Genomic DNA, 25,302 nt, shown 5'->3' with positions numbered 1-25,302 from the left:
TTGCCGGGGCTCTAGCTTTTGGTGTGAAAGTATGTTGCAGCATCATTCGTTTGGTATTGCCGCCTTGGTGGACGAGGTGGTTCAACCAGGTGGTAAAGTATTGGATTTGGGGTGCCTCTCATTTGGCACTACACAAACCTTTTTGGAACTGTCCTGCCAGACATTTATTGAGGATTTACGTAGCCTGCTACTTGAAATCCACTCATTTGACCTGCAGACACGAACTATAAAGTTAACTGAACACCTGACCAGAAAGCCGCAACGGGTAAAACTTGATGTCGTGCTCTGCTGGGACCTGTTCAACTTTATGGAACCCGAGCTTATTGCCCAATTAATTGAGGAAATCCGACCTCACTTAAAAGCTGGCACTGTCTTCCACACAATGCTGTACACCGGCACAATGCCTAAAGCCCCCGCTGACTTCAAGCGTTTGTCCGGCTTCACTTTTAACTCAGCCCCCCTAGCACTGCCGGAGCCATTACCTACATACCGATACTCTTCGCTCAATCTGATGAAAACCATGGGTAACTTTTCTCTGCGCTCCTCTCTCCTGCATAGAAAAGGCATGCGTAAAGACCTTATTGAGCTGATGTTTGAATACGGTAATGTAAAGTCACAAAACGCTATACGTGCGGGGGGAACCTCAGCTGCAATTTCCGCTTTTAGACAAACAAGCCTTACCGAAATCCCTTTGACAGCACTTGATAAAGCATTAATGCACGCCAAGCGCTCTCCCGTCAGTAAAGCTCTGGATGTAGGGAAAAAAGCTGGAAGGAATATGCAGCACCTCCAGCGAGAAGTGGGCGAACTATTTATTTCCGATCTCTATTCTGCAATTCTCTGGCAATGTAGCCGCAAGGTACCCTTTGATAGCGCGGTACAGGCAGCATTACGACAGGCCACCCTGCCTGAAAACCTGGATTGTATTTTACTCTGGGATCTTCTGAATTTCTTTTCCACTGAACAAATTCAGTTAATCACGCATGCGCTATATCAGTATCTCAGCAATGGCGCTGTGATGCATTTTCTGTTGTTCAAGCAAGAGCGACTTCCGGTTAATTGTGGTGTTTTCGAGATTCAGCCATCAGGCCTTGTTGGAACCTATATCCAAGCAGCTGGAAATAAGCAGGCAAAGTTCCGCACTATTACCGATGTAGTGAAAGCACTACCACAAATGAAAGTTCTAAGTCAGGGCACTGGAAGAATACCCAACGGGCCCTTTTATCATGAAATAACAATGCAGAAAGTTGTAAAGGATCAATAATGACCCAGTTTTTCTACCACTGGTTGACTAAGTTATCTCCTGAGCAGGTAACAGACACCTTTCTTATAGTTATGCTTGCCCTTGGCACTATAGCCTTGACCCTTTACCCATTTGGCAAGTTTCCACGCTTCGTAAAAGAAACGCCTTCTCTACTGACCGCTCTTGGTATTCTGGGTACCTTTATCGGTATTATTCTTGGTATCTATGGTTTTGACCTTGCTGATATCGACACCTCAATTTCAGAACTTATGCAAGGTCTGGAAACCGCCTTTATGACTAGCATCTTGGGCCTTTTCCTCTCATTGGTCTTGCGCACTATCTTCCAAATATTCACCAAGGATCAGCCAGCCAAAGCCACTGCAGATGATATTTTGCAAGCGATCAATCACCAGCGCCAGGATTTGGCAAAGTTTCAACACAGTATTAGTGAAGAGGTTCTGCAGTCACTAACTTCAGTTGTGGAGAAGTTTAATCAGGGGCTGAACGCACAAATGGGTGATAACTTACAGCAGTTTATTCAGCAGCTGGAGGCCGTATCCCCTGCCTTGCAAGCATTAATCGATCAGCATGAGCAACACGCCGAGCTTGCTGCAATCTACCGTGAGCAAACTACATCTCTACTGATTGAAATTAACGGTGCGCAGGAGAATCTTCTGCAGTTACATCAACGTATTACTGAATTACCGAAAATCTTTAACGTTATTCCTTCGCTGGTTGAACAGCAGCGCACTCACTCCGAACAAATCTCTGTCATGCTTAATGAACAGCAGGCATCCATTGAAATACTACAAAAATCTATTCCGGATATCGCGCCCAAGTTTGAGTCGATTACCCAGGGAATCGAAAAAGCGAATCAGCAGTTAGGCACTCAAGTTCAACATCTAATCTCCCTGAGTGAAACCCAGGCGAAAGTCTTTGAACAGAGGACGAATAAGGTCGTTGCTCTTGCCGATGTCCTGAATAATATCGACCCCAACCACTTTTCCAACATTATACAAGAGACTGCAAACAGCCATCGTGAATCAATGGTTGAGCTTGCGCAGCTTATTGCCAAGACCCATCAACAGATGATTACTGAATTATCCCAAGTGATCACTCGTGATTTGACCAATGCAGACGTAAGCATCAAGCGCCAGTATGAGTTACTGGATCAACGCTTACATAGCGAAGTTGAGAGTGTAATGGCTGCGATGGGTGATGCCCTAGGTACCTTGAGCGGTGAGTTTTCACGGGATTTTCGCCAGTTAATCCAGCAAATGAAAAGAATTGACAATCAAGTGAAGCAGGCCGCCGGAGAGGAGCATGTTTGAGAACGCTCACTCCAACAGTGAATCCAGTGAAAGCCAATGGATCAGCCTATCTGACATGATGGCCGGCCTAATGATGGTCTTTCTCTGTATTGCCGTCTTCGTGATGCGTTCCCTAATAGATGAACGAGCCAAAATTCGAGAACTTGCCGAGTCCTATCGCGATACACAGCTGGCGATTTATCAAACTTTGCAACAGGAATTCTCCCGCGACCTTACTCGCTGGGGAGCCTCTCTGGATAAACAGACCCTAGCTATCTCTTTTAACAATAGCGATGCGCTGTTCAAGACTGGGGATTTTACTTTGAGTGACAATGCGCGTGAAATTATGTCCTCATTTGTGCCCCGCTATATTGCTGCACTGACCCCCTATATGGATTCCATTGCTGCAATACAAATTGAAGGTCACACAAGTTCTGAGTGGGGTGAGCAGTCGGCGCCAGAGGATGGGTATTTTCATAACTTACGTCTTTCTCAGCAGCGGTCACGGGCGGTAATGCAATATGCCCACTCGCTACTACCCCCAAATCAAGCCGTTTTAGTACGTGCAAAAGTTGCAGCCGTAGGTTATTCATCCGCCCGCCCGGTCCTTAATAACAATGGTATTGAGGATCCAAATCGCTCTCGTCGCGTTGCATTCCGAGTAGTGCGAGACTCTGAAAGCCACATTTTGCAGATTCTTGAGGAGGCCCTGTGAAACTAACCGACTTGCGGCCTATTCATAAGCGTCAAAGGCAAAGCTCTCAAAATCTTCTCAATCCCGAACAGAAGCCTTTAACTATTTGCAAGCCGAGTCGAAATAGCTTGGCAAGCGCCATTCGTTTAGGTATTCAGCTGGACTATTCAGACCTCGATATACTTTCCTGCGGATGGCGCTACCGGGGCATCCCAGTATTTGTATTTGGTCTTGAGTATTCACCCTCAACACAGGAAGATTCCTTTGGGCAGGTCCATATTTCTCCCAAATGCCCTTCGGTAAGTAATTACCAAGGGCCCCTCTGGGCGAGCAGCGACTTCTCAGCCGTACATAAATCCTTTCCGCGAGACAACCTAAAGCCCTGTCCGCACTGCTTGCGCCACCTTTATAGTTTGGATATTCCAGATTTACTGCACAAAGACCGCTTTGGTAATGTTACCGCTATCGATTGGTTAATTTACGCACGATACTTTGCCGGTACAATTTTTGAAAAATACCCACTCTTCTGGCGCAACGGTGAACGCCCACAAAAAGTGACTGCACTATTCACCACTGAACCCCCGAGGTATTCCTGCTCAATTTGTCAGTGCCATATTAATGCCAACGGCTGGGCGATTAACCCTAAGCTGGCTGAACTCAGCAGTCTCCCCAGAGAAATTTGCCTTCTTTGCGCCGAGCGGAGAGCTCGCACTGTATTAGTGGCACCCCCTCAAGCAGCGCTGCGTGCAGCAACCCTGCGCTACGAATCCCTTACCAAACAGTTGGGTAGTGAACCCCAAGCATCCTGGGCAATCGCCGAGCAAGTAGTTCCCGCCTCTTGGCTTCCGCTGATCCAGAAACTGAAAACTCTGATGGGGCCGCCCAAGGTCTTTCAGGTGATCGCTCCGAAAATTTTAGCCGTCTTATCCTGGCCCAGTATGAAACGTGCCATCATTGCTGATAACACCAAAGAAGCAAAACTGCCTACTCACTATTCCGTTTGGCGCAAAGCCCAAATTGAGCAAGAACTGGGCTTAGGCTGAGCAATTACTTCATTGTGCTGCCTTCGGGCAGCTGGCTTTTACAAACATCCGGCTTTCTCACTCTCAAAATCTATCAATAAGAAAAATTCTAGAAGATTCTTAAAGTTGTACGCAGGTATTTCCTACTGCGGCTTATCTGATTTAGATATAGCAGACCATCAACAACTTACTATTTCCAATAATTTTATAAACGCATGACTTAAATAAATTATTTGATATTCTTTTTAAAAGACACTCTATCAAATTCTTTTTATCCTATTTATACTCTCAACCTCTTTTACAAGCTTTGCACAAGCAGCTTCTTGGTATTGGAAGGTTATAAATATCATGATTACGGTTTAAATTACCGCCAATAATTTTCTGCATAGGATTTCCCCCTCACAATTACATGCTTTTTAGGAACTTAAACAAAACGATCCAGTCGGAAATCGAAGTAGTACGCCAATAACCTCGAAATTTCGTACCACTTTTAGCGGTAACTAAGATCTGACTCAGTTTTCATGTTACTTTTAATACAGGCTTATCATGATGCATAGTCGGCACACAAAAATTCTGTCAAAGATTTTTCTTACAATTGCACTCTTAGCAGTAACCGTTGCTGTACGTGCGGACGAAGCGTTGCAGACATTTCTCGAACAGACACTTACCACAGCACGTGACAAAAACGATCTTCCAGCCGTCGCCGCGCTGATTCAAATCGATGGCAAGACCGCTGCTATAGCTGCAGACGGTTTTCGTGCGCATGGTCATATGGAACCAGCCACTATCGACGATCGTTGGCATATTGGATCGAATACCAAGGCGCTAACTGCAACAATGATCGCACGCTTAGTTGAGCAAGGTGTCATGCGATTTGAGGATACACTCGCTGATTCTTTTCCCGCTTTCGCAAAAAATATGGACCCCGCTTACCGCAATATTACGATCACGCAATTGCTCAGTCATACCGCAGGCTTACCACCTCTGACCGACGATAATGAACTTCCTCAATTTGAAGACTTAATCGAGTCAGTACCCAGTATTCGGGCGCAACGTATTGCGGTTGCACGCAGTTACCTTGCAATGCCACCTACATCCGCAACTGGTTCATTTAAATACTCCAATCTCGGTTACATTATCGCGGGTGCTATCGCCGAGGCACGAACAGGCAAGACTTGGGAGGATCTCATCAAGGAACAGATCTTTACTCCGCTCGGCATAAAAAATGCAGGATTTGCAGCGCCCGGATCCTCCGGCAAGTTGGACCAACCGCGTGGTCATAAAAAAAACTGGTGGGGCAAGCTCGTACCACTCGATCCCGCTGACATACAAAGTGATAACCCTCAAGCGCTCGGCCCCGCTGGCACAGTCAATATTTCTCTTAAAGATTGGATTCTCTTCGCAGAGGACCAACTCAATGGCGTACATGGCCGCGGTAAATTATTGAAGTCCGAAACTTATCGCAAACTACACTCACCCGTAAATGGTCATTACGCACTGGGCTGGGGGGCATTGGTCGATCCAGAGTTATTGCTGCTTACACACACGGGTAGTAACGGCTATTGGCTCACCGATGCACTTATCATGCCAAAGCACAACATAATTTTTCTAATCGCGATGAACTCTGCTGGTGATACTGCAGAAAAATCAATGAAAGATATCCGCAAGCTTCTTATGGAGCGCCTAAAACCATTTGAGTGAACCTAAAAAGCGGACTTGTCTTGACAAGTCCGCAATCCAGCGGCTACTGGAATATATACTTGATAATTAATTAAAGTCAGCAGCGCGAATCGGATAGTTATCAGAGCCAGCCTCCAAGATCCAAGCCCATGGCTCTGCGAATAAAGCGAGTCAATTATATTCCTGACAGAATAATCTCACGGAAAACGCATACCGTCACCCGCCACAAGAATCCTATTTATCATACATAGTACTGAGCAATTTATTTAAATATAAAGACTCAGAAATACACTGCAACTTGATGAAGCTATAGCTTTCAATAGAGAGAATTCTTAAAGATGTAATCTAGAATTTCCATTCAGAGAAAAATCATAGCTTTCGCTTGCCGCCTTTAAAGAGCCACAAGTTCCAACCTAATTCATCCATGCCAGCCAACATAAAATTTAAGAAAAAATGGCCAGTAAAGCCTATGGAGAGCTTTGATGAATGGCAGCCACCCTTTAAGGCTCCATCACTGTTTGAATTAGAAGAATTAAATATTACCGCAGGGCGTTAAACAGGCTTTGCCCACTGCCATATTAAGTGTGGTGGCACTCTTCTCGATGGCAAGGAAGTTCGTGATACTGTTCGAGAGACTTTCTGCTTTATCAAATTGGAAAAATCGTGACATGTGGTGCACCGCCATATCTCCACACCAGCCAATCAAGGTGCTTAGAAAATATAGCGTTCAAGTCAACTCAATGCTGAATGCATTAGCGCTGCTCAGTAAATCGGGGCATTAAGTTATAAAAGACATCGGGCTTTTGAAGAGATGATTCTCCAAGCCCATAGCAGCCCGGGGGTATAAGATATAATAGTCCGCCTCTAATGCATCATTAGAGGCGGCACAGATTTTGTGTAGTGTGCTTCCCCGCTACAAGATGATCAGCGACGAGCGGCAAAGATACCGCCGGCCATCACTACCAGCGAGGAAAGCATTCCCACACCAACCAAACTATAAAGACTGATAGACTGGCGAGCGGCTTCGTTAAGCACTTCGCCAAAAGGAAATTGCCAGGCAACAATACCCGAAGCCGCCAGCACAGCGATGTATTGAACACGACTGGCGCGACGTTCGTTCTTCTTGGAGGGCATTGGCAATTTTGCCATGACGCTCTCGCAGAAACCGTCATCGTCCAGGTAGGGCTCATCGAACTGCAGCTGCTCTGCCAGCCAAGCATCAAATTGTGGGTCTTTGCCCTCTATAGTTAAATCGCCCAAGGCGCCACCCTTTGTGTTGCGCTGTTCAAAGTTAACCATTGACCACCTCCTCGCGCCACGGCTGCAACAAGCTCTGTAGCTTTGCTCGCGCGCGGTTGACATGGGATTTTACCGTACCTAGCGGCAACTTCATAATACTTGCCGCTTCCTCATGGGAGAAGCCCCGCTGCATGCACAAGTGTATCGCCTGGCGTTGGGCATCGCTTAAAGAGTCCATTGCGGAGTTCAGGTCCCGAGCCATCCCCAGGCGCTGAGACTCTTCAACCGACTCTTCCGCCTGGGCCCGATCGACCGCCTCCTGATCCACTTCTGGGGCGTTCTTGCGTTTGTGGCTCATGACGAGATTGTAGGCGATCCGGTACAACCAGGTGCTAAAGCGGGCATCTCCCCGAAATGCCGGCAACGCCTTATAGGCCTTAATAAAGGCCTCTTGCGCCATATCATCGGCCAGGCCCTGATCGCCATCACACAGCTTGCGGAGCGAGAATCGCAGCTGGGATTGATAGCGACGCACCAGCTGGGCATATGCCCGCTGGTCCCCGTCTTTGACGGTGCGCCTGATCAAATCCTCATCATTGAGGTCCATATTTCGGTCCCTACGCCTGCTTAGTATCGAGCTTCCAGTTGATAAAGCGGGCCAGGCCGATAAACAGTGGGATCAAGCCCAGACTACCTACCCCAAATCCTGCAAGGGAAGTGAGCCAGATAAACACTGCAGCACCCACTGCGATTAGAGTAATCCCTCTGTCCCCAGTATTCTTAGGGCTGCTATCTTCCAGCATATCCAACATCTCAGGCGGCACATCCCGACCATCGGCCACCATGTTATTGATATTTTCCATCACCAGCTGTTTCTTCCTGTAGCTATTGCGAGTTACCAGCCACACGATCAACACCGGCATACCGAACACACAAAGTAAGGCCAGAATTGGTAAAGTCACCACTTGGTGGAAACCAGAATCTGATTGAGACTCTTCCCAACCCTCATGTGAAGAGCCATATTTTTTTGACAGGCCAATCTGCACATTGTCTGGCACACTATCTAGCGCCTCTTCAGCCACCTGTCCCCGCTCATCGAGAATCCCCTTGCGCTCCAGTTTCTCGATAATGCGCTGGCTCAGAGGGCCTCCGAACTCAGCTCCCAAGTCCACCTGGACCTCACTGCGCTCGCCGTCCTCTCCCTGGGTTTTAATGGTGAGCACACCCTCCTCATCACGCATGATGCGTACACGCGTATCTGGCTTAGATGCCTCACTTTCCATTGCCGGCGGCTTTGGCGGGTTGGGTATTGTGCTGCTGTCATCCTGTGCCCAGCTGCCCATCGCGGCAAAAGTAGCTGCCAGCGCCGCCAACCAGTAGGTAGCTACCCGCAGGGATTGTGAATTTCTCGCTCTCATTAGTTACTCTCTAATCGTTGTCTTTCTTGTACTGTTTAACCGTCGGCCCGGGGAAGCCCTGCACGCTACATCACTGTTATGCGGCCTCGGCTGTAAGGTCCGGGGGTGGCGCCTTGGGGAGCCCTCTCCTCCGCAATCCGCACCGGGTAGGGAAGCCCGCTGCCTTCAACCTCACTGCCTGACTTACATTCATTGAGCTTTTGCATAAAGTGCTGGTCTGTTTTCTCAGTGAGCTGACGATGAATATCATCCACCGAGAATCCCAGCTCCGCCGCTCCGGCCTGCATGCCGCCAAGCGCCAAAATCAGTACGGCGCAAAATTGTACCTTCTTAAATGATCCCGCAGTAAACATTGTGACCTCCAGATCGCTTTTCCTTGTACACCTCTATGACGGAGCCAGAATTGATTTTGGATGCAGGCGCAAAAATATTTTTTTAAACATTTTGTGAGAGGACTTCTTCCTATAGCTACTGGACCAATAAGTACAAAAGTCGCAATAATCGGCCTGTAACCATTGGGGAACTCGTAGATGACCGGTATTAAGGAAATACTGATCTTTTGGTTTGGTGATCCCGCTTTAAATTACCGCCCTACACCTGAACGGCAGAAGCGGTGGTTTTCGGCAGACCCAAAGCTGGACAAGCAAATGGCTGAAGACTTTACCGAGATCACCAATATGGCCCTTGAGGGAAAGCTGGATCACTGGCGTCAAAGTCTGGAGGGCGAGCTGGCCCTGTTACTGTTATGCGATCAATTCGCCCGCAATATCCACCGCGGTAACTCTCTGGCCTTTAAGGGGGACCCACTGGCTCTCGATATCACCGAGTCGATTCTACAGAGGGCAGATGAGCAAAAACTTGGGCTGTTTCAGCAGATTTTTGTCGGCATGCCTCTTGAGCACAGTGAAAACTCCGCTATCCAACAGCGCTCCGTGGCATACTTCGCCCAGTTGCAGAAGCAGTACGGGGATGATGAGTCCATCGCCCCTTATCTCGCCACCCACTATCGATACGCCCTGGCCCACCAGGCGATTATCGAGCAGTTTGGCCGCTATCCGCATCGCAATGCGGCCTTAGGCCGCAATTCCACTGAAGAAGAAAAGCACTGGCTGGCACAAGGGGGCGGCTTTAAATAATGGATTTACTCGGATGGTTATCACTTGCAGGTATCTGTGCCCTAGGCGCAATGTCACCAGGCCCTAGCCTGCTTATCGTAATGCGCTGTTCCGCCTCAGGTCTTCAGCAAGGCCTCGCCAGCGCCATTGCGCACGGCGCCGGCGTTGCCGTTTACGCTGCGCTGACAGCCTTTGGCCTCGCAGTACTGATTACCAGCTCTCCACTACTATTCAGTATTCTGCAATGGGCCGGTGCAGCCATGTTGGTATACCTGGGCTGGAAGGCCTTCCGAGCCCCGGCTCCCGGCTCGGGAACAACCCAGTTGGAAGCCCCCCACATGAGTGTTCGCCGCTCGATCGTACAAGGTTTCGGGGTGGCCTTCTTTAATCCCAAGATCGCGGTATTCTTTACTGCCCTATTTAGCCAGTTCGTATCTGAGCAGCAGGCTCTCACCACCAAGCTCGGAATGGCTGCCATGGTTTCAGGAGTCGATACACTCTGGTATTGCATCGTTGCCCTGGCAGTTCATGCCAGCCGCAAACGTCAACTGGTTAGCAAGCACCTCGGCCACCGCATCCAGCAGCTGTTTGGTCTGCTCCTGATTGGCTTGGCCGCACGTTTGGTATTCACTATTTAGTGGGTAGGACCTAAGCACCACCTCCGTAGAGGCGTGCCAAAATCGAAACTTTCCCCCGTAAGAATGATGATTAGGCACTCCAAAAAAACAGGCCCGCAAACGGGCCTGCTCAGTGCGGAGGTTGCAGCCTGGATGCCTGGGGGGAGTACATCCGGCTGCAGTGGCGCATTATGACAGTTACGACAGCTTCCTAAAGACGAATTATCGCAATAGCCACTCTCTTGAGCGCAACGAAACAGCCGCCACTTCAGTTCCAACCACCATTGACACTGAATATTTATACAGTTACCGTATAGCCATACAAGCAAACTGGAATGTCTTAAAGGCAATTGGGAGGCATATCATGGCCGTAGTAGCTGTTTGGAAATGCGATCGAGACGGAGCAATGTTCGACAACAAAAAAGATGCTGAAGAACACGATAAGATGCTGGAGCTTGCAGCCAACATTACCACGCTCATTGAGCGCAGTATTGAAGGTATTGATGAGCAGGTGAGCGAAGAGATCGGCCTGTTGCTGGCCAAGCGTCGCGATGCCCTGGCCAAAGCCTGCAAAGGCAAACCAGAAGTTCTGCTGGAGGAAGATGAGAGCGGTGAAGAGTCCTCCGACGAGACCGTTACTCCCTTTGCTGCAAACCAGTAAAACTACCTGAAGAAAGTTTCTGGTAGTAGTTTAAAGTTTCATCCCTGTACTCTGCCCGGTTCAACCGGGCTTTTTTGCTGGGCTTCAGTATTTAGCTGAAGCCTCCCACCGCATAAAGATCGTTAATCGTTCCAGATCGCCTAAAAAATTCTTTACTGCTACAAGCGCTTTTACAGAGATCTTATCGATAGCACAATATTGATCACTGCGAGTATTAGTATCACCAGCCAACTGATTAATGTGCCCCAAAAGCGTCCGGCATGGGTACCTCCCTTACCCGCTGTCAGGCCATAAGCGTGGAAAATGCGGGATAGAAAAAAAGCGATTCCAAAGACATGCAACCACAGTGCAGATAAGCCCCCTAGCTCCGCAAGCAACAAGAGCAGTAATGCGATGGGGGTATATTCAACCGCATTCGCGTGCACGCGCACACGAATCTCATTATGACGATCCTCGCCAGTGCCAATACCTACTCGCTTAGTGCGACGAAATTGAACGACCCGGCCTGCCAAGTAGATAATGAGGATTGCACAGAGGCTGGCATACAGCGCTGTAATATTTACCATGGCATTTTCCTTTTTCTTATTAATACGAGATGTAAATATATCCCTATCACCACACAGCCCACCACACCAATGCTAAACAAGTGGCTGGACCTTTTTGTTCATTTTTCGTCACACAAAAAAAGAGCGGGCTTTGCCCGCTCTTCATCTGCTCACAAACTAAGCACTAGTTAATTGCGATAGCCAAAGTCGTGCCCCTTGCTCGGCTTAAGATGACGATCGCGCAGGCGGGTTGAACGAGTAACCAAAGATTGGGGCTCTCCCTCAATCAGTACCTGTTCAGGGTAGCTGGTTACTTCCAGTGGATCACCGCTCCAAACTACAATATCAGCATCGGCCCCTTTCTCCAGGGTACCGCCACTAAGGCTAAAGATATCTGCCACATTTGTACTGATAGACTTCAGAGCCTCCTCGTAGGACAACCCGTGGGCAACAGCATTACCAGCAGACTGACGTGAGAGGTATACATTGTGGGTAGAAGCGTAGTCGGGACCACTAATGGCAACTTTCACACCAGCTTTGGTTAACAAAGCAGCATTATCCAGGCGAGCGCCAAGGCTGGAGAAAGAAATGGGCAGGTTGTTAATCGCATCAATCACGACAGGCACCTGAGCTTGGGCCAGCTGCTCCGCCACCGTCCAACCTTCAGCCGCCCCAAGCAGCACCAGCTTTACATTGTAAGCCTTAGCCAACTCAATAGCCGCAAGGATATCGCTGGCACGATTAGCTGTAATTAATAGCGGTTCCGTTCCATTAATCACCGGCTGTAAGGCCTCGAGATCCGCAAGACTATAATTCAGCTCTCGCCACTCTCCCAGACGAATCGCTGCACGATTGTCCCGGTACTCCTTAGCCTCATTCAAGGCATTCTCAATTTTCGCATAGGCGTTTGCACGGCTACCACCGGCCAGTTGAGCACCGGCCTCACCCAAATAAGCCTTCTGGGCAACATCTTCCGCCTCGACACTATCGAACTCACCACTGAGTTTGATGGCAAAGCCGCGTCCGGCAAACACTCTCTGGGCCTCTACCGCAGCGCTATCCCAAGTACTGATAGCTGGAAACACCACGGCGCTGGTAACACCACCAGCCCGGTTAAAAGGGATCAATGTAGATTTGGGGTTGTATGCGGGTACAGGATTGAAGGCGCTGCCGATACTCTCACCAGTTACCGCATGGTCGTTGGTGCCACTGGCTGCGCTGATCTCCACCAGCCCCAATTCAGAAATGGGTGCAATAACTCCAGGAGTCACCACCTTGCCTTTCGCATCAATTACCCGATCGGCAGGTATATTCAGCGAGGGAGCCACCTGCTCCACTTTACCGTCCACTACCAGCACATCGGCAGATTCCAGTGTACCCATATCAGCCAGGGTGTGTACCTTACCGCCCTTAATCAGGATACTTTGCGCCTGAGCCCCTGCTGTCAAAACCCCCAGGGCCAGCGCATAGAATACAGCTATTTTTTTCACAGTCGCTCTCCCTCTGCATTGAGAATACCAAGCTCAAAATCACTGCGCGGTTGGCGCTTTTTATCGGAGCGATCGTACATCAACTCCCCATCGATAAAGACCTGATCAACATGAGTATAAACACTGAACGGGTTGCCAGACCAAATAACAACATCGGCCATCTTACCCTTCTCAAGGCTGCCGGTTTGCTTATCGATACCCAGTGCCTTAGCGGGGTTCATGGTCATCCAGGTCACAGCATCCTTTGGCTGAATATCGAAACCAGCGCGCTGACCTGCAGTCATCGCTTTAGCAACTTCTTCATTCAGGTGCTGAACGCCCACACCGGAATCCGAGTGAATCATTGCACAGGCCTTGGCCTGATCGACGATAGCAATATTTGCCTCTGTCATATCGAAGGCTTCGTGCTTAAAGCCCCACCAGTCAGCCCACATCGCAGCACATACATTGTTCTCCGCCAGCAGGTCGGCGACTTTGTATGCTTCTACTGCGTGGTGGAACGTAGAGATCTGGAAATCGAACTCCTTGGCGACATCCATCATCACCGCCATTTCCTCTCCGCGATAGCAGTGATTGTGTACCAGGATATCGCCGTTCAGAACGCCCGCCAGGGTCTCTAGGCCCAGGTCTCGCTCTGGTTCATCTCCACCCTTCTCTACATATTCCTCCCACTTCTTCTTATAATTGCTGGCCTCAATCCAGGCGTTGCGGTAGCCAGCTACATTACCCATACGGGTTGAGGGGGAAGTACCTTTACCACCATAAACACGCTTCGGATTCTCGCCACAGGCCATCTTCAAACCGTAGGGCGCACCGGGAAATTTCATGTCCTGTACGCTGCGACCCGGTACATTTTTGAGGGTTACACTGCGGCCACCGAACAAGTTGGCAGAGCCCGGTAGGATCTGCAATGTGGTCACACCGCCAGCCAGGGCTAAGGGGAACTGGGGATCCTGTGTCCATACAGAGTGTTCCGCCCATACCTGCGCGGTGTTGGGGGATGTCATCTCATTGCCATCCTGAGAGGACTCAATAGAGGGGGCAGGATAATCTCCCAGGTGAGAGTGTACATCGATAATTCCGGGGGTCACCCACTTACCTTTGCCATCGACCACCAGGGCGTCCTTGGGAGCCTCAAGATCTTGACCGATCTTTGCAATCTTTCCGCCTTTCAATAAAAGGTCTGTGTTCTCTAATTGCTCCCCAGTCCCAGTAAGCAAAGTGGCATCCTGAATCAGCACTGGTCGGGACTGAGTAACAGAATAAGTTGAAGGGAAAGCATCCAGGCGAGCAAAATCCAGAGATCTCTGCTCACTCCCGGCTTTCTTCTCTCCGCAGGCAGACACCAACAGCGAGGCACAAAGCAAAGCCGCGATGCCGCGCCCGAAAACTCGAGAATGCAGCTGCATAGTTATTCATCCAATGGTTTTGAAGATGGCGGTGAATGCTATCAGTTTGTCTGACCTTAGCCACTACTTAGAGAAGAAAAGTTCGCTTCTGAGAAGAAAAGCCCCAAAGAATTACCGAGAAACTCGTCTGCTCTGCAAGTGGATACCCATCACATTTGAATAAACACACAATTACAAAAGGGTTTATAAATGTCGGCATGTCAGCAAAGACTGCAAACCAGCTCTTAAAAGGCCCCGGGTTCCCTATATACTTTTTTGTTTCCACATGATGCAGTTTCTGGTGAAAAAATACTCAATAATTATTCCGGAGGAGAATAGGTGATCAAGGAAAACAGCCTGCCGGTATTCCCCACATCCACTTATGTCACCAGTAGCCAAAGCCGGGATTCCCAGCAAGTCTATGAGGCTTTACGTAAAAGTGAAGAGCGCTATCGCGAACTGGTTGAGCATGCGAATTCGATCATTATGCGCTGCGACAGGCACGGGCGAATCACCTCTTTTAATGAGTATGCTCAACAACTTTTTGGCTACTCTGAAGCCGAAATTATTGGGCGGCATCTGATCGGCACCATAGTGCCCGCCTGCGAGTCCAGCGGCCGGGATCTACGTCAACTCATTCAACATGTTTGCGATAATCCACAAGAACATCGCTACAACATTAACGAGAATATCACCAAGTCTGGCAAGAGGGTTTGGATTGCCTGGACTAATAAAATCCTTTCAGATGAAAGTGGCTGCCCAACAGGCATACTCAGTATTGGAACCGATATCACCAAACAGCGCCTGCTGGAGGAGGAGTTGCGTCAAGCGCAAAAAATGCAGGCTATTGGCGAGCTAGCCGGCGGCATCGCACATGACTTCAACAATATGATTCATGGAATCAGTGGTTATGCCGAGGTTATCCAGCAGATAGCGGAAGATCCCCGTATCAGCGAATACACTAATCATATACTCACTACTGCCCGCCATGCCGCTGAGCTGACTAAGCAGCTGCTTACCTTTGCTCGCAAAGGTAACTATCAACTGAAAGATTGCAATACCCATGAAATCACCCGCGATGTCTGTGCCATGCTTGAGCGCACCATTGATCGGCGTATTCGCGTTGAACAGCAACTAGAAGCTGGCCGGCCTCATGTAGTCGGCGATCCCGCCCAGTTGAAAAGTGCATTATTAAATATCGGCATCAACGCCAAGGATGCCATGCCGAGTGGAGGCACTCTGCGTTTTAGTAGTAGCAATATTACCTTTGAAAAAATTACTACTATCGCAGATTTTGAAGTGCAACCTGGTCATTACCTGTTAATCACCATTCGCGATAATGGTACAGGTATGCCCCCTGAAGTGCGCCGCAGAATTTTTGAGCCTTTCTTCACCACTAAGGAATGCGGCCGGGGTGCCGGACTGGGTCTCGCCGCAGTGCATGGCACCATCCATTTGCATAAGGGGGCCATACAATGCCATAGCATTGAGGGAGAGGGCAGCACCTTTAATTTGTACCTGCCGATTGCCGAAGCAAAAGTAAGTAGACAGCAAAAACAAACTGTACCGCAATCTGCCAAACGCCAACTTCGTATTATGGTGGTGGACGATGAAGCCATTGTCCGCAGCTATTCGAAAACACTCTTTGAAATGAATGGTCACAGCGTAACCACTTTCGCTTCGGCGGAACAGGCGATCACCTATTACCGACAGCATTACGATCAGGTAGACCTGGTGATTCTCGATATGATTATGCCCGGAATGGATGGCCAGGAACTATTCGCCTTTCTGCAGCGCATCAACCCGGAGGTGAAAGCATTGCTTTCAACCGGGTTTAGTGTCGATAGCAAAGTCCAGGAAGTTATCAAAGATGGGGTTCTCGACTGTATCCAAAAACCTTTTACTTACGATAGGCTCAGCAACAAAATTGAGGAATTGATTTTAAGCGGGCAACTGATAACAACAGCGTTTTGAATATCTAAAATGACTTGTGTCTTAAAGCAAAAAGCCACTTACTTTAAGAAAGTGGCACACTTACACGAATACTTGCCAGAGAAATTACTCTGGCAAGTATTTTAAAGGATAATATGCGGAAGGTAGCGACTCATATCCTGAGTTATAAGATTACTATCCTCGCGAATTGAAATACCCGCAGCCATATCATCCACTAGCCAGCTACCCACCAGGGTAAAACTCTGACCAAACTTCGGCAGTGGATGCATAGCCTGATAGATAAAGCCCTCTTCTCCATAGGGCCCATCCGAAAGCGATTGCACATTTTCTCCGCGTACTACTGAAATATTGGCTCCCTCACGGGAGAAAATGGGCTTCTTAACCAGCTCCGAATAGCCCTCAGCTTTATCCAGCTCATCTTCGAAAAATGAAGGTAGTAAGTTGGGGTGCCCGGGAAACAACTTCCACAACATGGGCAGGAGTGCTTTATTGGATAATATCGCCTTCCAGGGTGGTTCCAACCAACGTACGTTATCGCCCCCCAACAGAGAGCCAAATTCCTCGCGGAACATAAACTCCCAAGGATACAGCTTGAACATCCAGGTAATTACCTGATCGTCTAAATCGGTAAAATCTCCCTGCGCATCACAACCAATATCTTCGATAAATACAAAATGATTGGTGATGCCGGCTTCACTGGCACAATCTTGCAAATATTGAACCGTACCTCGGTCTTCTACCGTATCTTTGCAACAGGCAAAATGTAGTTCTCGACCAGGGGTCAGGAACTGTACATCGCGAAAGCGATTAACCAGCTTTTCCTGCAGGCTGTTAAATTGATCAGACTGTAGGGGAAGTGCCCTCCTATCTACATTATCCTGCAACCAAAGCCACTGCCAAAATCCCGTTTCATATAGGCTGGTAGGCGTGTCGGCGTTATTCTCATAAAGTTTGGCCGGACCCTGCCCCGAATAGGCAAAATCCAAGCGAGAATAAAGGCTGGGGTCACCATTTTTCCAGGAATCGCGGACAAAATCCCAGTGCTGCTCCGGTATGCGGAAGCGCCTTAACAACGCCTCATCCTCAAGCACCTTAGCGACAACATCCAGGCACATTGCATGGATTTCTTCGGTGGGATCCTCAATATCCTGCTCTATCTGTTCCAAAGTGAACTGATAGTAAGCAGTTTCATCCCAGTATGGCTCCCCATACATGGTGTGAAAATGAAAACCAAACTCTTGCGCCCGCTCTTTCCAGCGCGGGCGCTCACCGATCGGCAACCTCAGCACCAATCAGCCCCCCCAGCTTCGGGAGCGACTGCTACTAGAGCGTCCGCCACCCCAGTTAGATTTGGCTGAAGCGACTGCACCAAAGCCCCCGCGTGAAACCGTCTTGGTAACTTTGGGCTTGGGATCCATCGCAGTCTTATCTACGGTATAGGAGTTTTTACCGTAGCGACCGATAACCTGACCATCAGCGGTCATCAGGCGATCATAATAGCGGGAGCCGGAGGCAGAATAACGGTATACCGGGTTGTAATGACCGTAGGAGTGATAGCGCCGGTCATTATCATTCAATATGGAGGCGACCATAAAACCGGTCATCAGTGGCATCCAAAAACCGCTGCTACTCTCGCGACAACTACCGAATTCCGTCTCGCACTGGGACAAATTGGCATATTTGGGCCCAGTCCGCTCAGCTTCCGCGAGGGCCTTCTGGTAGGCCGCCTCACATTGGGCTTCATCGAGCTGTGTATTATTCACACAGTCCTCGACAGAGGACACCACCTTAACCTCTTCATCGGAGGAGCAGCCCACAAGAGCCACGGTGATACCCATAGCCAGGGGGCGTAAAACAAAACTTGCCCCCCTGCCCTTGCGCATCCGCGCAAGATTAATATTTTTACTACGCTTCATCCTCACCTCCGCTTAATAGCTCATGCAAGCCGCGTTGAGGACACCAACAGAAATAGTGGTAGCTGCCAGCATAATACCCGCGCTAACTTCACCGTCTTCAATACGCTCAACAATACGTGGCATAAAGCCAAAACGAATAATCGCAAAGGCAATAAGCTGAGCGATTAGAGCAACCACTGCCCAAGTGGCAAAGTCAATAATGGAAACAGAGTTACTGGCAGCGCCGCCAACAGCAATGGCAAAACCCATCACCGCACCACCAAATCCAATGGCAGCGGCTGCGTTTTTGTCTTCACGGATCAACTTCCATTCGTCATGGGGTGTCACTAGTGCATAAAGAAATTTAAACGCGATTAAAAATACCAGTGACAGACCAAAATAGGCCGCAAAATGGAGGATACCAGTCATCAAATCGTAGGGCTGGTCCATTAATACATCTCCTTATTATCCGTGAATAGTCAGCTGTGATGGTGTCAAAGTTATACCGGTACTAATCACCAGGCTGCGACTCAGGTAACCAGCGTCCTCCTCTTTCTCTTCCGCTGAAAGGAACAGGGATTCGGTACGCTGATCGGACAAATCGCGTTCAAAAAGCATGGTGAATTGGTCGGTGAGGGAATAGTCCCCATCGGCGTCATAGGTCTTCTCGGCCATATGCACCGGGTTGTGATAATCACCTGTAGCAGTCCAGACTCTCTGATAGTTACGGTCCTGCAATTGGTAATTAGCTGCACCGATTTCCTGCTTTAGAAGCCTGTCCCAAACCTGCTGATTGGCGACATCGAGGGTATCGTAAAAGTGAAACAGCTTTACGTCTACTACATGCTCATCACTTTGACCGCCTTCTGCCACAACCTGTAGCCAGGCATCGTCATCAGTATAAAACCGATAAACCCAGGCTCCATCGAGCTCTACAATTCCGGCGGCTTTGATAATCTGCGTTGGAGAACAGGATTCAATCGTGAGTTCATCCAGTATCAGGCGAATAGCCAATGGGTCCAGTTCAAAACTTGCGCCGAGTCGCAATCCCATAATTTCCGGGGTTTTCACCTTTGGAATATCTTTACCTTTGAGTTTGTCAATCAGCTTGGTAAACACGTACCTGTCCCCTCTCCTTCATTCATTTTTATATCGAAGCAGCGCTTTTCTGTAAGCCGCTTAGCAGAAATGTAATAGAGCATATCCCCCCTGTTCACCTCATCGGTCAACGCGGGGTTTACATCAATTTTAACTATTCCCTGACGACGTACCGCAATCAAGGTTGCGGACAAATTCTTTTTAAAATGATCAAACAGAGCAGAAAATAACAATGGCCGTTCACCCTGATACTCAATACTGTACTGAGTCATTCCATAAGTGCTATCCAGAAGCTGCCGGTGTAATCTGGCAGAACCGGGGTCCAGGGAGGATTTAGCCAGTAATTCCACCGCTACTGAGGGGATGCATTCAATATTCGGGCAGTGTGAGCGCAATAGCTCACCGACATTTTCATCCTGGAAATAGGCTGTTTTATGGCTATTGGGACTGAGTTTGTCACAGAACAAAGCTGTGGTGAGCGTGACATCATCCAGGGGATTATCGATAATGATTCGCGCGGCATCGACAAGTGCGGCGCGCTGCATGCTCTCAATATGGGAAAAGGATTCAACCCGGACAAAATCAATTTTACCCGGCATGGGATTCTCGATGTCGGCCTCGACACAAAGCACGATATCTGTTGCTGTACCATTGGTTTTCGATAACAGCAGCTCTATCAAACGAAGGGTTCGCGTTCCATTCCAGCCAATTATAACCGTATGATTTACATGGTTTGTCATGCGCAACCCTCTCTTTCCTCTATGCACAAACTCTGAAATTACAAAGCCCACCTTGGTAAGCACCAAAGCGAATAGACTCAATCCAAAGGGGATCACCCAGGTTGCCACAACCACTTTACCTGCGGGCGTTACCGGCGAGAAATCGCCATAGCCTACTGTGGAAGCAGTCACTATCAGCCAATATATAAAGTTGGCGGGGTCAACAATCTCATGCTCCCCTGCAGCACTGAGTAATAGGTAACTCCCCATTACATAACCCAGCACGCCGACAAGAATGGTTAGTATATTGGCCTTAACAAAAAGCGACGCCAGAAGGCGCCGCACTCGATAAAGTAGCACTGGATCAGGCCTTTTGGCGGCTCGCCAGTAGCTGGGCCAGCTTGTCGCTGCCGCTGACCTGGCCACCGGGCTTAATGCCCGCCGCCTTCAGCTTGGCGTCCAGACCAGAGCCACTTTCCTCTGTTGCCAGCTCTTCAGCAGCTTCCAGCTCCGCAGCACGCTCCTGTTGCTTGGTCTTGATACGATCAAGGCTGTCCAGGGCCGTTTTGATTTTGCTGTTAGCCCCCATATGGCGGGAGGAAACGGCTACTTGGGCCTTTTGTACAGATTCGGTGGCCTTGATCTGGTCAATCTGCTGCTCCATACGGCGGACATTAATTTTCGCCTTGGAGATATTCCCTTTCAGGGTACGCTCAGAGTTGATGAAGCCATCCAAGAGGCTCTGTTCCGTTTCGAGTTGAGCTTCCAGCTCAGTAACACGCTCGGCACACTCCAAAGCCAGGCTATCATCACCTTTCTCGCTGGCACTGATTGCGTGGTTGCTGTAAGTCTCAATATCGGCTTTTAGAGACTCTACCTTACTTTCTGCCAGCTTGCGCTTGGCCATGATTTTAGTCAGGTTCTCATCACAAGCTTTCAATTCGGCCTTTGCCTCCCGCAGTTCTTGATCGAGGATACGAATAGACTGGCTGTCCGCAACGGCTTCAGTTCCTTCATTGACCGCGCCTTTCAAGGCAGTCCAAATTTTTCTCAGGCTCATGCTACACCCTCCATTTCAAAATGATCAGCATATAAATCCAGGAAGTCACCCACATTGGAGAACAGGGTTTCAACTTCTTCAATTACCACTTCGTCCTTACTGGACACAGACAAAGCGCCAAAAGCGACATAGTAACGCTCACCGCCAATCATGGTGATGGCGATCGACGTCAGGGGAACCAGTTGATGAGTCTGGAGAATCAACTCATTAAGGGCGACCACGTCGGCTACCTGGCTGACCGGGAACAAGATGCTCTCGACAACGATCTGCTTCTCACCGACATAAACGAATGCATCGACTCCTTCGTCATTGGAAATACTGAGGCACTCTCCCTCAGATTCCACCACCCATCCGGTGTGGCTTTCCGCCAAATGGCGTAGATTCTCATGGTTCCAGGTCATCTCGACTCCCTCGCTGTGGAATATTAGTCACAAATATAGCATCAAAAAAAAGGCGGTCAATAACTTATTTCAAACTTATGTTGCAAATAATACACACAAAGATAATATTTACCACATAAGTGACATCAACTGTAACGGAGTCGAGCCCATGGACCACAAGCAAAGCCTCAGTAACCAGCAAGCACTGGCTCCGTACAAACAGGCTATCGCCCGCTATGTGCGCGCATCTATGGCTTTGCGGGGTATGCGTTACGGGGATCTCGCCCAGGCCCTGGCCGAAAGAGGGATTTCAATGACCACGGAAAACCTGCGCAGCAAGGTGAGCAAATGCATGTTTTCTGCAGATCTACTGGCAGCCATCATTGATGCCTTATCGGTGGAAGACAGCGCCATGCCTGAAATCCTTAAGCAAGCGCGAGAACTGCAAGATCAAGGACTCAATACCGAACAATAGAGAAGCTAACATGCTCTATCACGCAGTACCAATAGGAAGTAAATCGCTAAACTCGAAGACAGAGCATGCTATAAAATCTAGCAACCAGGCCCGCTGAATAGCTAGTAGTGATGGAGCTTATAAACCGGCTCACCGTTACCACACTTACCGACAACCTCTGGTTCAGAGAGTTTGGCTCCTGCCGGTATTATTTTATTGGTTGGCCACCATACAAAACAGGCATAGCGAAAATTGACTGCCCAGTTACAGTAAAGGCGGCCGTCATCCTCCTCATAGAATCGCGCCTGACAAAAGCTTAAGGTCGGGCTTCGCACCCCCTGTTGCTGCTGGGCATCCACAAATATCACATCCACAGCTGCTACGGCAGTCACCCAAAAGCAGGGTATTAATAACCACAATTTCATAGGCGTACTCGGCTAAACTGCAAGCTGAACTCCTATAAAGCCTAGCAGCCCCGGCGCAACTTTCATTTTGTGTATCCACTTCTAAGAGTGAGCCCCCCCACTACCCTAAAGGTGATCCCTCTTCAAAACCGCAAGAATACGCCTAAGGCAGTTCTCTGGGTCACGCTTCCAGCTGGCATAGGGTAATGGCAAAACAGTAACCCCCGCCCTGTGCAACACTTTATAAGTCTGAGTAGTAAAGTGATACCGATACTCCCCAGGAAAACCGATCAAATCCACCCCCAGGACCCGACCGTGGTATTCACAGACCACATCAACACGCTGGCCGGCGATAGGGAATGCTACCCAATGTCTGACCTCCGCCATCCGCAGGCTCGCGCTCACCTCTTCGGCAAACTCACAGGGAAAAACTTTTTGTGGAGCACTTAGGCCCGCCTCATGATCAAAATCAACATAGCGGCGCAGCAAGTGCTCAGGTGACAGGGATTCCGGGCTGATGGAATAAGCCACCAACTGCCTCTCTTTAGCCCGGGTCACAGCAACATTAAACATGTCGGCACGATTAAGATAAGTCGCTGCACGCAGGGACTGATTGTCTACAGAAAAAGACAGGAGCATCAGGTCCCGCTCCTCTCCCTGAAATCCGTAAGGGGTTGCAACCAAGACGGAGAAACTGCGCAGCACATCTGCCGGGAAGGCCTTATCCACTTCGGATGCCAGATAATCCGCCTGCTCCCTGAAAGGAGAAAGAATTCCAACCGTTGGCTTGAGTGGTGAGTCGGCATAGCGATGAATATGTTCACGCAGCTGCTCAAGTATCCAATCCTTTTCCAGCCGATTTCTGCCATTTTTTGCTCGCTTTCCCTCCAAGTAATGCAGAGTTAAAGTCCTCTCACTGGAGGCTACCGGTCTAGCCTGCATCACCTTGAGTCGATCTGTATAAAAAGCGTTATTGCTAAAAGCTATTAACTCCGGCTGACTACGATAGTGTTCATCCAGTAAGGTAACGGCCTGCTGACTACCCAGGGAGTCAGAGACAATATCCAACAAGGACTGGTCCCGGTAACTCAACTTCATAGGTAATTCTTCAGGGCTGCCTAGGTCTTCCCACAACTGTTGTTGTTGCGCCACAGATAAAAAGGATACGTGACGCAGCTGCTTGCCATCTCCGACGACAACCGCACGTTTTGCTCGGTGTAATGCTGGTAGGGCGCTGGCGATATCACACTGGGTGGACTCATCGAAGATAACGAGATCAAAGAGCTCGCGGGAGAGAGGCAATACTTCATTTAGCTCATCCAGGCTCACAAGCCAAATTGGGTACGCCTGTAAAACAACCTGCATATTCGTTTGAGCAAAACGCTCTGCTTGCGTTTTGGAGGTTCTTGCCCTGAGAGCCTGATTGAAAGCCGATAAATGCCTTCTCTCATGCTTTAAAAGATTTAGAAGGGCCTCTTTTCGATAAGCATTAATAAATCGAGACGCATGCCGCTCAAAATTTTTACGCAAGGTCCCGATTACCTCCTGGAATTCCCACAGTGATTCCGTATCCAGTTGCCGACCTAAAATACGCAATCTCAATGCCACCAACCAAGCACCAAAACCATCGGAACCGAGTTTCTGAGCAGCTCTTAACGCCCCATTAAAGCGGCGCTCAGCTTTACGCATTGATTTGAGTGTTACTTTAAGACCACGCTTTAGGTTGGCAGCGCTCACCTCGGGAGCTTCAACCCCTTCTTTGAGCAAAGAATCCAAATGAAATTTCAGGCTGGGTATAAACCCCTTTTCACCCGCATGTACATACCCTTCCTGTAAGTCATAGGCCTCACGCAACTTCTGCCGTACAACATCTATGGCCTGGGGGGTTTTAGAAACTACCAAAACAGTATTGCCATGCAGCATTTGGTCAATCGCCATTGCGGCAATGGTAAAACTCTTACCAGTGCCTGGCGGGCCGGAAACCAGACTCAAGGGCATCTTCGCAGCATTTTGCAATGTCCTTTCCTGAGCCTCACTCAAAAGTCCCGGCAGCATCTCCGGCTCACTGCCACTTTGCAGGAAATCAACAACCTCCTCCCCGAGGGCCAAATTTAATGGAGCAGAAAAGTTTCGTTCTCGGCCTAGAAGTTTCAGCTCATGAAGGACACCTCGCGATCCCCGCGACCTATCAGCCAGAATGAGGGCGCAAGCACTACTTATTGCCAGAGCTGGAGCCCTGCCCAACTCATCACAATCAACCGCCTGTAGATTCGGCCAGCGGCTAATCTCTTCAATACCGGTTAACCGACTGTTTTGTTCCAGCCAGCGCCCCATGGCTGCCACCTGGGGACTATTCAGCGGAAAGCTCGGTATAGGGAAGCTATCTGTTACCCTTGAGTCTATATCCGGCTTAAGGATCAAGCGCAGCAGTGGAAGGTTGATATGGAGATCAGCCGAGTTGACCTCTACAAAATACTCTTCGTCAGAACAAAGACGGGCAGGAAAATACAGTAGCGGGGCACACAATTGACGCTTGGAACTAAGCCCCAGCTGGCTCGGGAGTTCACCAGAGATAAAGAACACCGAATAGATTAAACTGCGCTCTTTTCGGTAAGCATCCGTTAGCTCTACGAGCTTAGTAGCCGAGGTCCCCACCAATGGCACTCTGGGCAACTCTCCACTGGCTAAAAAGTCCCGCTCTCTGAAAAATACCCGGCGATTACCCGAAAGCCGGGCAATATTACTCAGTGATAAATCATGACTATCCGCCTGATAGCAGCGTCTGAAATATTCGACCAACAACTTGGAGGAGTCCCGCATAACCATCCATGCTTCCAATTAGAGGCAAAGTCCTGCCCGAAATTGTACCACCGGGACGACACTCCCCACTCAATGTGCCAGTTGGCATTTAGACTGG

The 25,302-nt window shown here is 49.1% G+C and carries 26 protein-coding genes; 10 read left to right on the top strand and 16 right to left on the bottom strand.

Annotated features, from left to right (window positions below; all coding sequences use genetic code 11):
• Nucleotides 1-31: 31 nt before the first annotated feature.
• The 5 genes from ACJJIC_RS10830 to ACJJIC_RS10810 all read left to right on the top strand — a co-directional run bounded on the left by ACJJIC_RS10830 (nucleotide 32) and on the right by ACJJIC_RS10810 (nucleotide 5,970).
• Nucleotides 32-1,264 carry a class I SAM-dependent methyltransferase gene (locus tag ACJJIC_RS10830; protein WP_444924713.1) on the top strand — a complete coding sequence of 411 codons (1,233 nt, stop codon included), beginning with the start codon at nucleotides 32-34 and terminating at the stop codon, nucleotides 1,262-1,264.
• On the top strand, nucleotides 1,264-2,574 hold the full coding sequence (locus ACJJIC_RS10825) for a MotA/TolQ/ExbB proton channel family protein (RefSeq protein ID WP_445356885.1): 1,311 nt from the start codon (nucleotides 1,264-1,266) through the stop codon (nucleotides 2,572-2,574). Before ACJJIC_RS10830 ends, ACJJIC_RS10825 begins: the two co-directional genes overlap by 1 nt.
• Nucleotides 2,567-3,268, top strand: coding sequence for an OmpA/MotB family protein (locus ACJJIC_RS10820; RefSeq protein WP_445356884.1), 702 nt, complete (start codon nucleotides 2,567-2,569; stop codon nucleotides 3,266-3,268). The genes ACJJIC_RS10825 and ACJJIC_RS10820 overlap by 8 nt, the downstream gene beginning before the upstream one ends.
• A complete protein-coding gene (locus tag ACJJIC_RS10815; RefSeq protein WP_444909987.1) occupies nucleotides 3,265-4,290 on the top strand; it encodes a hypothetical protein in 1,026 nt (341 codons plus the stop codon). The genes ACJJIC_RS10820 and ACJJIC_RS10815 overlap by 4 nt, the downstream gene beginning before the upstream one ends.
• A gap of 528 nt (nucleotides 4,291-4,818) precedes the next feature.
• On the top strand, nucleotides 4,819-5,970 hold the full coding sequence (locus tag ACJJIC_RS10810; RefSeq protein ID WP_445356883.1) for a serine hydrolase domain-containing protein: 1,152 nt from the start codon (nucleotides 4,819-4,821) through the stop codon (nucleotides 5,968-5,970).
• 903 nt (nucleotides 5,971-6,873) lie between these two features.
• On the opposite strand, the gene ACJJIC_RS10805 is transcribed toward ACJJIC_RS10810, so the two are convergent.
• The 4 genes from ACJJIC_RS10805 to ACJJIC_RS10790 form a co-directional block, all read right to left on the bottom strand.
• Entirely contained in the window at nucleotides 6,874-7,248 is a 375-nt protein-coding gene (locus tag ACJJIC_RS10805; RefSeq protein ID WP_252085423.1) for a hypothetical protein, read from the bottom strand.
• Nucleotides 7,241-7,795, bottom strand: coding sequence for a sigma-70 family RNA polymerase sigma factor (locus ACJJIC_RS10800; protein WP_252085422.1), 555 nt, complete (start codon nucleotides 7,793-7,795; stop codon nucleotides 7,241-7,243). The genes ACJJIC_RS10805 and ACJJIC_RS10800 overlap by 8 nt, the downstream gene beginning before the upstream one ends.
• Before the next feature lie 10 nt (nucleotides 7,796-7,805).
• Nucleotides 7,806-8,606 (bottom strand): DUF6249 domain-containing protein, encoded by an 801-nt coding sequence (locus ACJJIC_RS10795; protein ID WP_445356882.1) that lies wholly within the window; start codon nucleotides 8,604-8,606, stop codon nucleotides 7,806-7,808.
• Nucleotides 8,607-8,671: 65 nt separating this feature from the next.
• Nucleotides 8,672-8,959: a hypothetical protein gene (locus tag ACJJIC_RS10790; RefSeq protein WP_444898546.1), complete on the bottom strand. Its 288-nt coding sequence runs from the start codon at nucleotides 8,957-8,959 to the stop codon at nucleotides 8,672-8,674.
• Between the two features lie 177 nt (nucleotides 8,960-9,136).
• Between ACJJIC_RS10790 and ACJJIC_RS10785 the strand changes: the two genes are divergently transcribed.
• The 3 genes from ACJJIC_RS10785 (at nucleotide 9,137) to ACJJIC_RS10775 (ending at nucleotide 10,999) form a co-directional block, all read left to right on the top strand.
• A complete protein-coding gene (locus ACJJIC_RS10785; RefSeq protein ID WP_444898547.1) occupies nucleotides 9,137-9,742 on the top strand; it encodes a DUF924 family protein in 606 nt (201 codons plus the stop codon).
• Entirely contained in the window at nucleotides 9,742-10,359 is a 618-nt protein-coding gene (locus ACJJIC_RS10780) for a LysE family translocator (protein WP_444898548.1), read from the top strand. Before ACJJIC_RS10785 ends, ACJJIC_RS10780 begins: the two co-directional genes overlap by 1 nt.
• Nucleotides 10,360-10,702: 343 nt before the next feature.
• Nucleotides 10,703-10,999, top strand: coding sequence for a YebG family protein (locus ACJJIC_RS10775; RefSeq protein ID WP_252085417.1), 297 nt, complete (start codon nucleotides 10,703-10,705; stop codon nucleotides 10,997-10,999).
• Between the two features lie 170 nt (nucleotides 11,000-11,169).
• Here the strand turns inward: ACJJIC_RS10775 and ACJJIC_RS10770 are convergent, their stop codons facing one another.
• From ACJJIC_RS10770 to ACJJIC_RS10760, 3 genes are all read right to left on the bottom strand, one after another.
• Complete coding sequence (locus ACJJIC_RS10770; RefSeq protein ID WP_444909990.1) at nucleotides 11,170-11,565, bottom strand: MAPEG family protein; 396 nt, start codon at nucleotides 11,563-11,565, stop codon at nucleotides 11,170-11,172.
• A 167-nt stretch (nucleotides 11,566-11,732) separates the two neighbouring features.
• Complete coding sequence (locus ACJJIC_RS10765; protein ID WP_445356881.1) at nucleotides 11,733-13,034, bottom strand: amidohydrolase family protein; 1,302 nt, start codon at nucleotides 13,032-13,034, stop codon at nucleotides 11,733-11,735.
• The gene (locus ACJJIC_RS10760; RefSeq protein WP_444885393.1) at nucleotides 13,031-14,443 is read right to left on the bottom strand and encodes an amidohydrolase; all 1,413 of its coding nucleotides are present in this window, start codon (nucleotides 14,441-14,443) and stop codon (nucleotides 13,031-13,033) included. Before ACJJIC_RS10760 ends, ACJJIC_RS10765 begins: the two co-directional genes overlap by 4 nt.
• A 318-nt stretch (nucleotides 14,444-14,761) precedes the next feature.
• On the opposite strand from ACJJIC_RS10760, the gene ACJJIC_RS10755 reads away from it, so the two are divergent.
• The gene (locus ACJJIC_RS10755; protein WP_444909992.1) at nucleotides 14,762-16,396 is read left to right on the top strand and encodes a two-component system sensor histidine kinase NtrB; all 1,635 of its coding nucleotides are present in this window, start codon (nucleotides 14,762-14,764) and stop codon (nucleotides 16,394-16,396) included.
• Between the two features lie 101 nt (nucleotides 16,397-16,497).
• Here ACJJIC_RS10755 and ACJJIC_RS10750 read toward each other — a convergent pair whose 3' ends face one another.
• The 7 genes from ACJJIC_RS10750 to ACJJIC_RS10720 are packed head-to-tail and all read right to left on the bottom strand — an operon-like array spanning nucleotide 16,498 to nucleotide 21,548.
• Nucleotides 16,498-17,664 carry a glutathionylspermidine synthase family protein gene (locus ACJJIC_RS10750; protein WP_445356880.1) on the bottom strand — a complete coding sequence of 389 codons (1,167 nt, stop codon included), beginning with the start codon at nucleotides 17,662-17,664 and terminating at the stop codon, nucleotides 16,498-16,500.
• Between the two features lie 3 nt (nucleotides 17,665-17,667).
• The gene (locus tag ACJJIC_RS10745) at nucleotides 17,668-18,291 is read right to left on the bottom strand and encodes a DUF1190 domain-containing protein (protein WP_252085411.1); all 624 of its coding nucleotides are present in this window, start codon (nucleotides 18,289-18,291) and stop codon (nucleotides 17,668-17,670) included.
• 12 nt (nucleotides 18,292-18,303) lie between these two features.
• Entirely contained in the window at nucleotides 18,304-18,720 is a 417-nt protein-coding gene (locus ACJJIC_RS10740; protein ID WP_444898551.1) for a DUF350 domain-containing protein, read from the bottom strand.
• A 15-nt stretch (nucleotides 18,721-18,735) separates the two neighbouring features.
• Nucleotides 18,736-19,389 (bottom strand): YjfK family protein, encoded by a 654-nt coding sequence (locus ACJJIC_RS10735; RefSeq protein WP_252085409.1) that lies wholly within the window; start codon nucleotides 19,387-19,389, stop codon nucleotides 18,736-18,738.
• On the bottom strand, nucleotides 19,374-20,447 hold the full coding sequence (locus ACJJIC_RS10730) for a potassium channel family protein (RefSeq protein ID WP_252085408.1): 1,074 nt from the start codon (nucleotides 20,445-20,447) through the stop codon (nucleotides 19,374-19,376). Before ACJJIC_RS10730 ends, ACJJIC_RS10735 begins: the two co-directional genes overlap by 16 nt.
• Nucleotides 20,448-20,451: 4 nt before the next feature.
• Entirely contained in the window at nucleotides 20,452-21,147 is a 696-nt protein-coding gene (locus tag ACJJIC_RS10725; protein WP_252085407.1) for a PspA/IM30 family protein, read from the bottom strand.
• The gene (locus ACJJIC_RS10720; protein ID WP_444885397.1) at nucleotides 21,144-21,548 is read right to left on the bottom strand and encodes a DUF2170 family protein; all 405 of its coding nucleotides are present in this window, start codon (nucleotides 21,546-21,548) and stop codon (nucleotides 21,144-21,146) included. Before ACJJIC_RS10720 ends, ACJJIC_RS10725 begins: the two co-directional genes overlap by 4 nt.
• 148 nt (nucleotides 21,549-21,696) lie before the next feature.
• Here ACJJIC_RS10720 and ACJJIC_RS10715 point away from each other — a divergent pair, with 148 nt between their 5' ends.
• Nucleotides 21,697-22,002, top strand: coding sequence for a DUF6471 domain-containing protein (locus ACJJIC_RS10715; RefSeq protein WP_252085405.1), 306 nt, complete (start codon nucleotides 21,697-21,699; stop codon nucleotides 22,000-22,002).
• A 101-nt stretch (nucleotides 22,003-22,103) separates the two neighbouring features.
• Here ACJJIC_RS10715 and ACJJIC_RS10710 read toward each other — a convergent pair whose 3' ends face one another.
• Together ACJJIC_RS10710 and ACJJIC_RS10705 are read right to left on the bottom strand one after the other, a co-directional pair.
• Nucleotides 22,104-22,406 (bottom strand): hypothetical protein, encoded by a 303-nt coding sequence (locus tag ACJJIC_RS10710; protein WP_252085404.1) that lies wholly within the window; start codon nucleotides 22,404-22,406, stop codon nucleotides 22,104-22,106.
• A gap of 105 nt (nucleotides 22,407-22,511) precedes the next feature.
• Nucleotides 22,512-25,211 carry a DEAD/DEAH box helicase gene (locus tag ACJJIC_RS10705; protein WP_445356879.1) on the bottom strand — a complete coding sequence of 900 codons (2,700 nt, stop codon included), beginning with the start codon at nucleotides 25,209-25,211 and terminating at the stop codon, nucleotides 22,512-22,514.
• Nucleotides 25,212-25,302 lie beyond the last annotated feature (91 nt).

This window comes from Microbulbifer mixtoriginis (SeqCode) (assembly GCF_052468275.1).
Note: the sequence above shows the minus strand (reverse complement) of the source record. Positions and strands in the feature narration are given on the sequence as shown.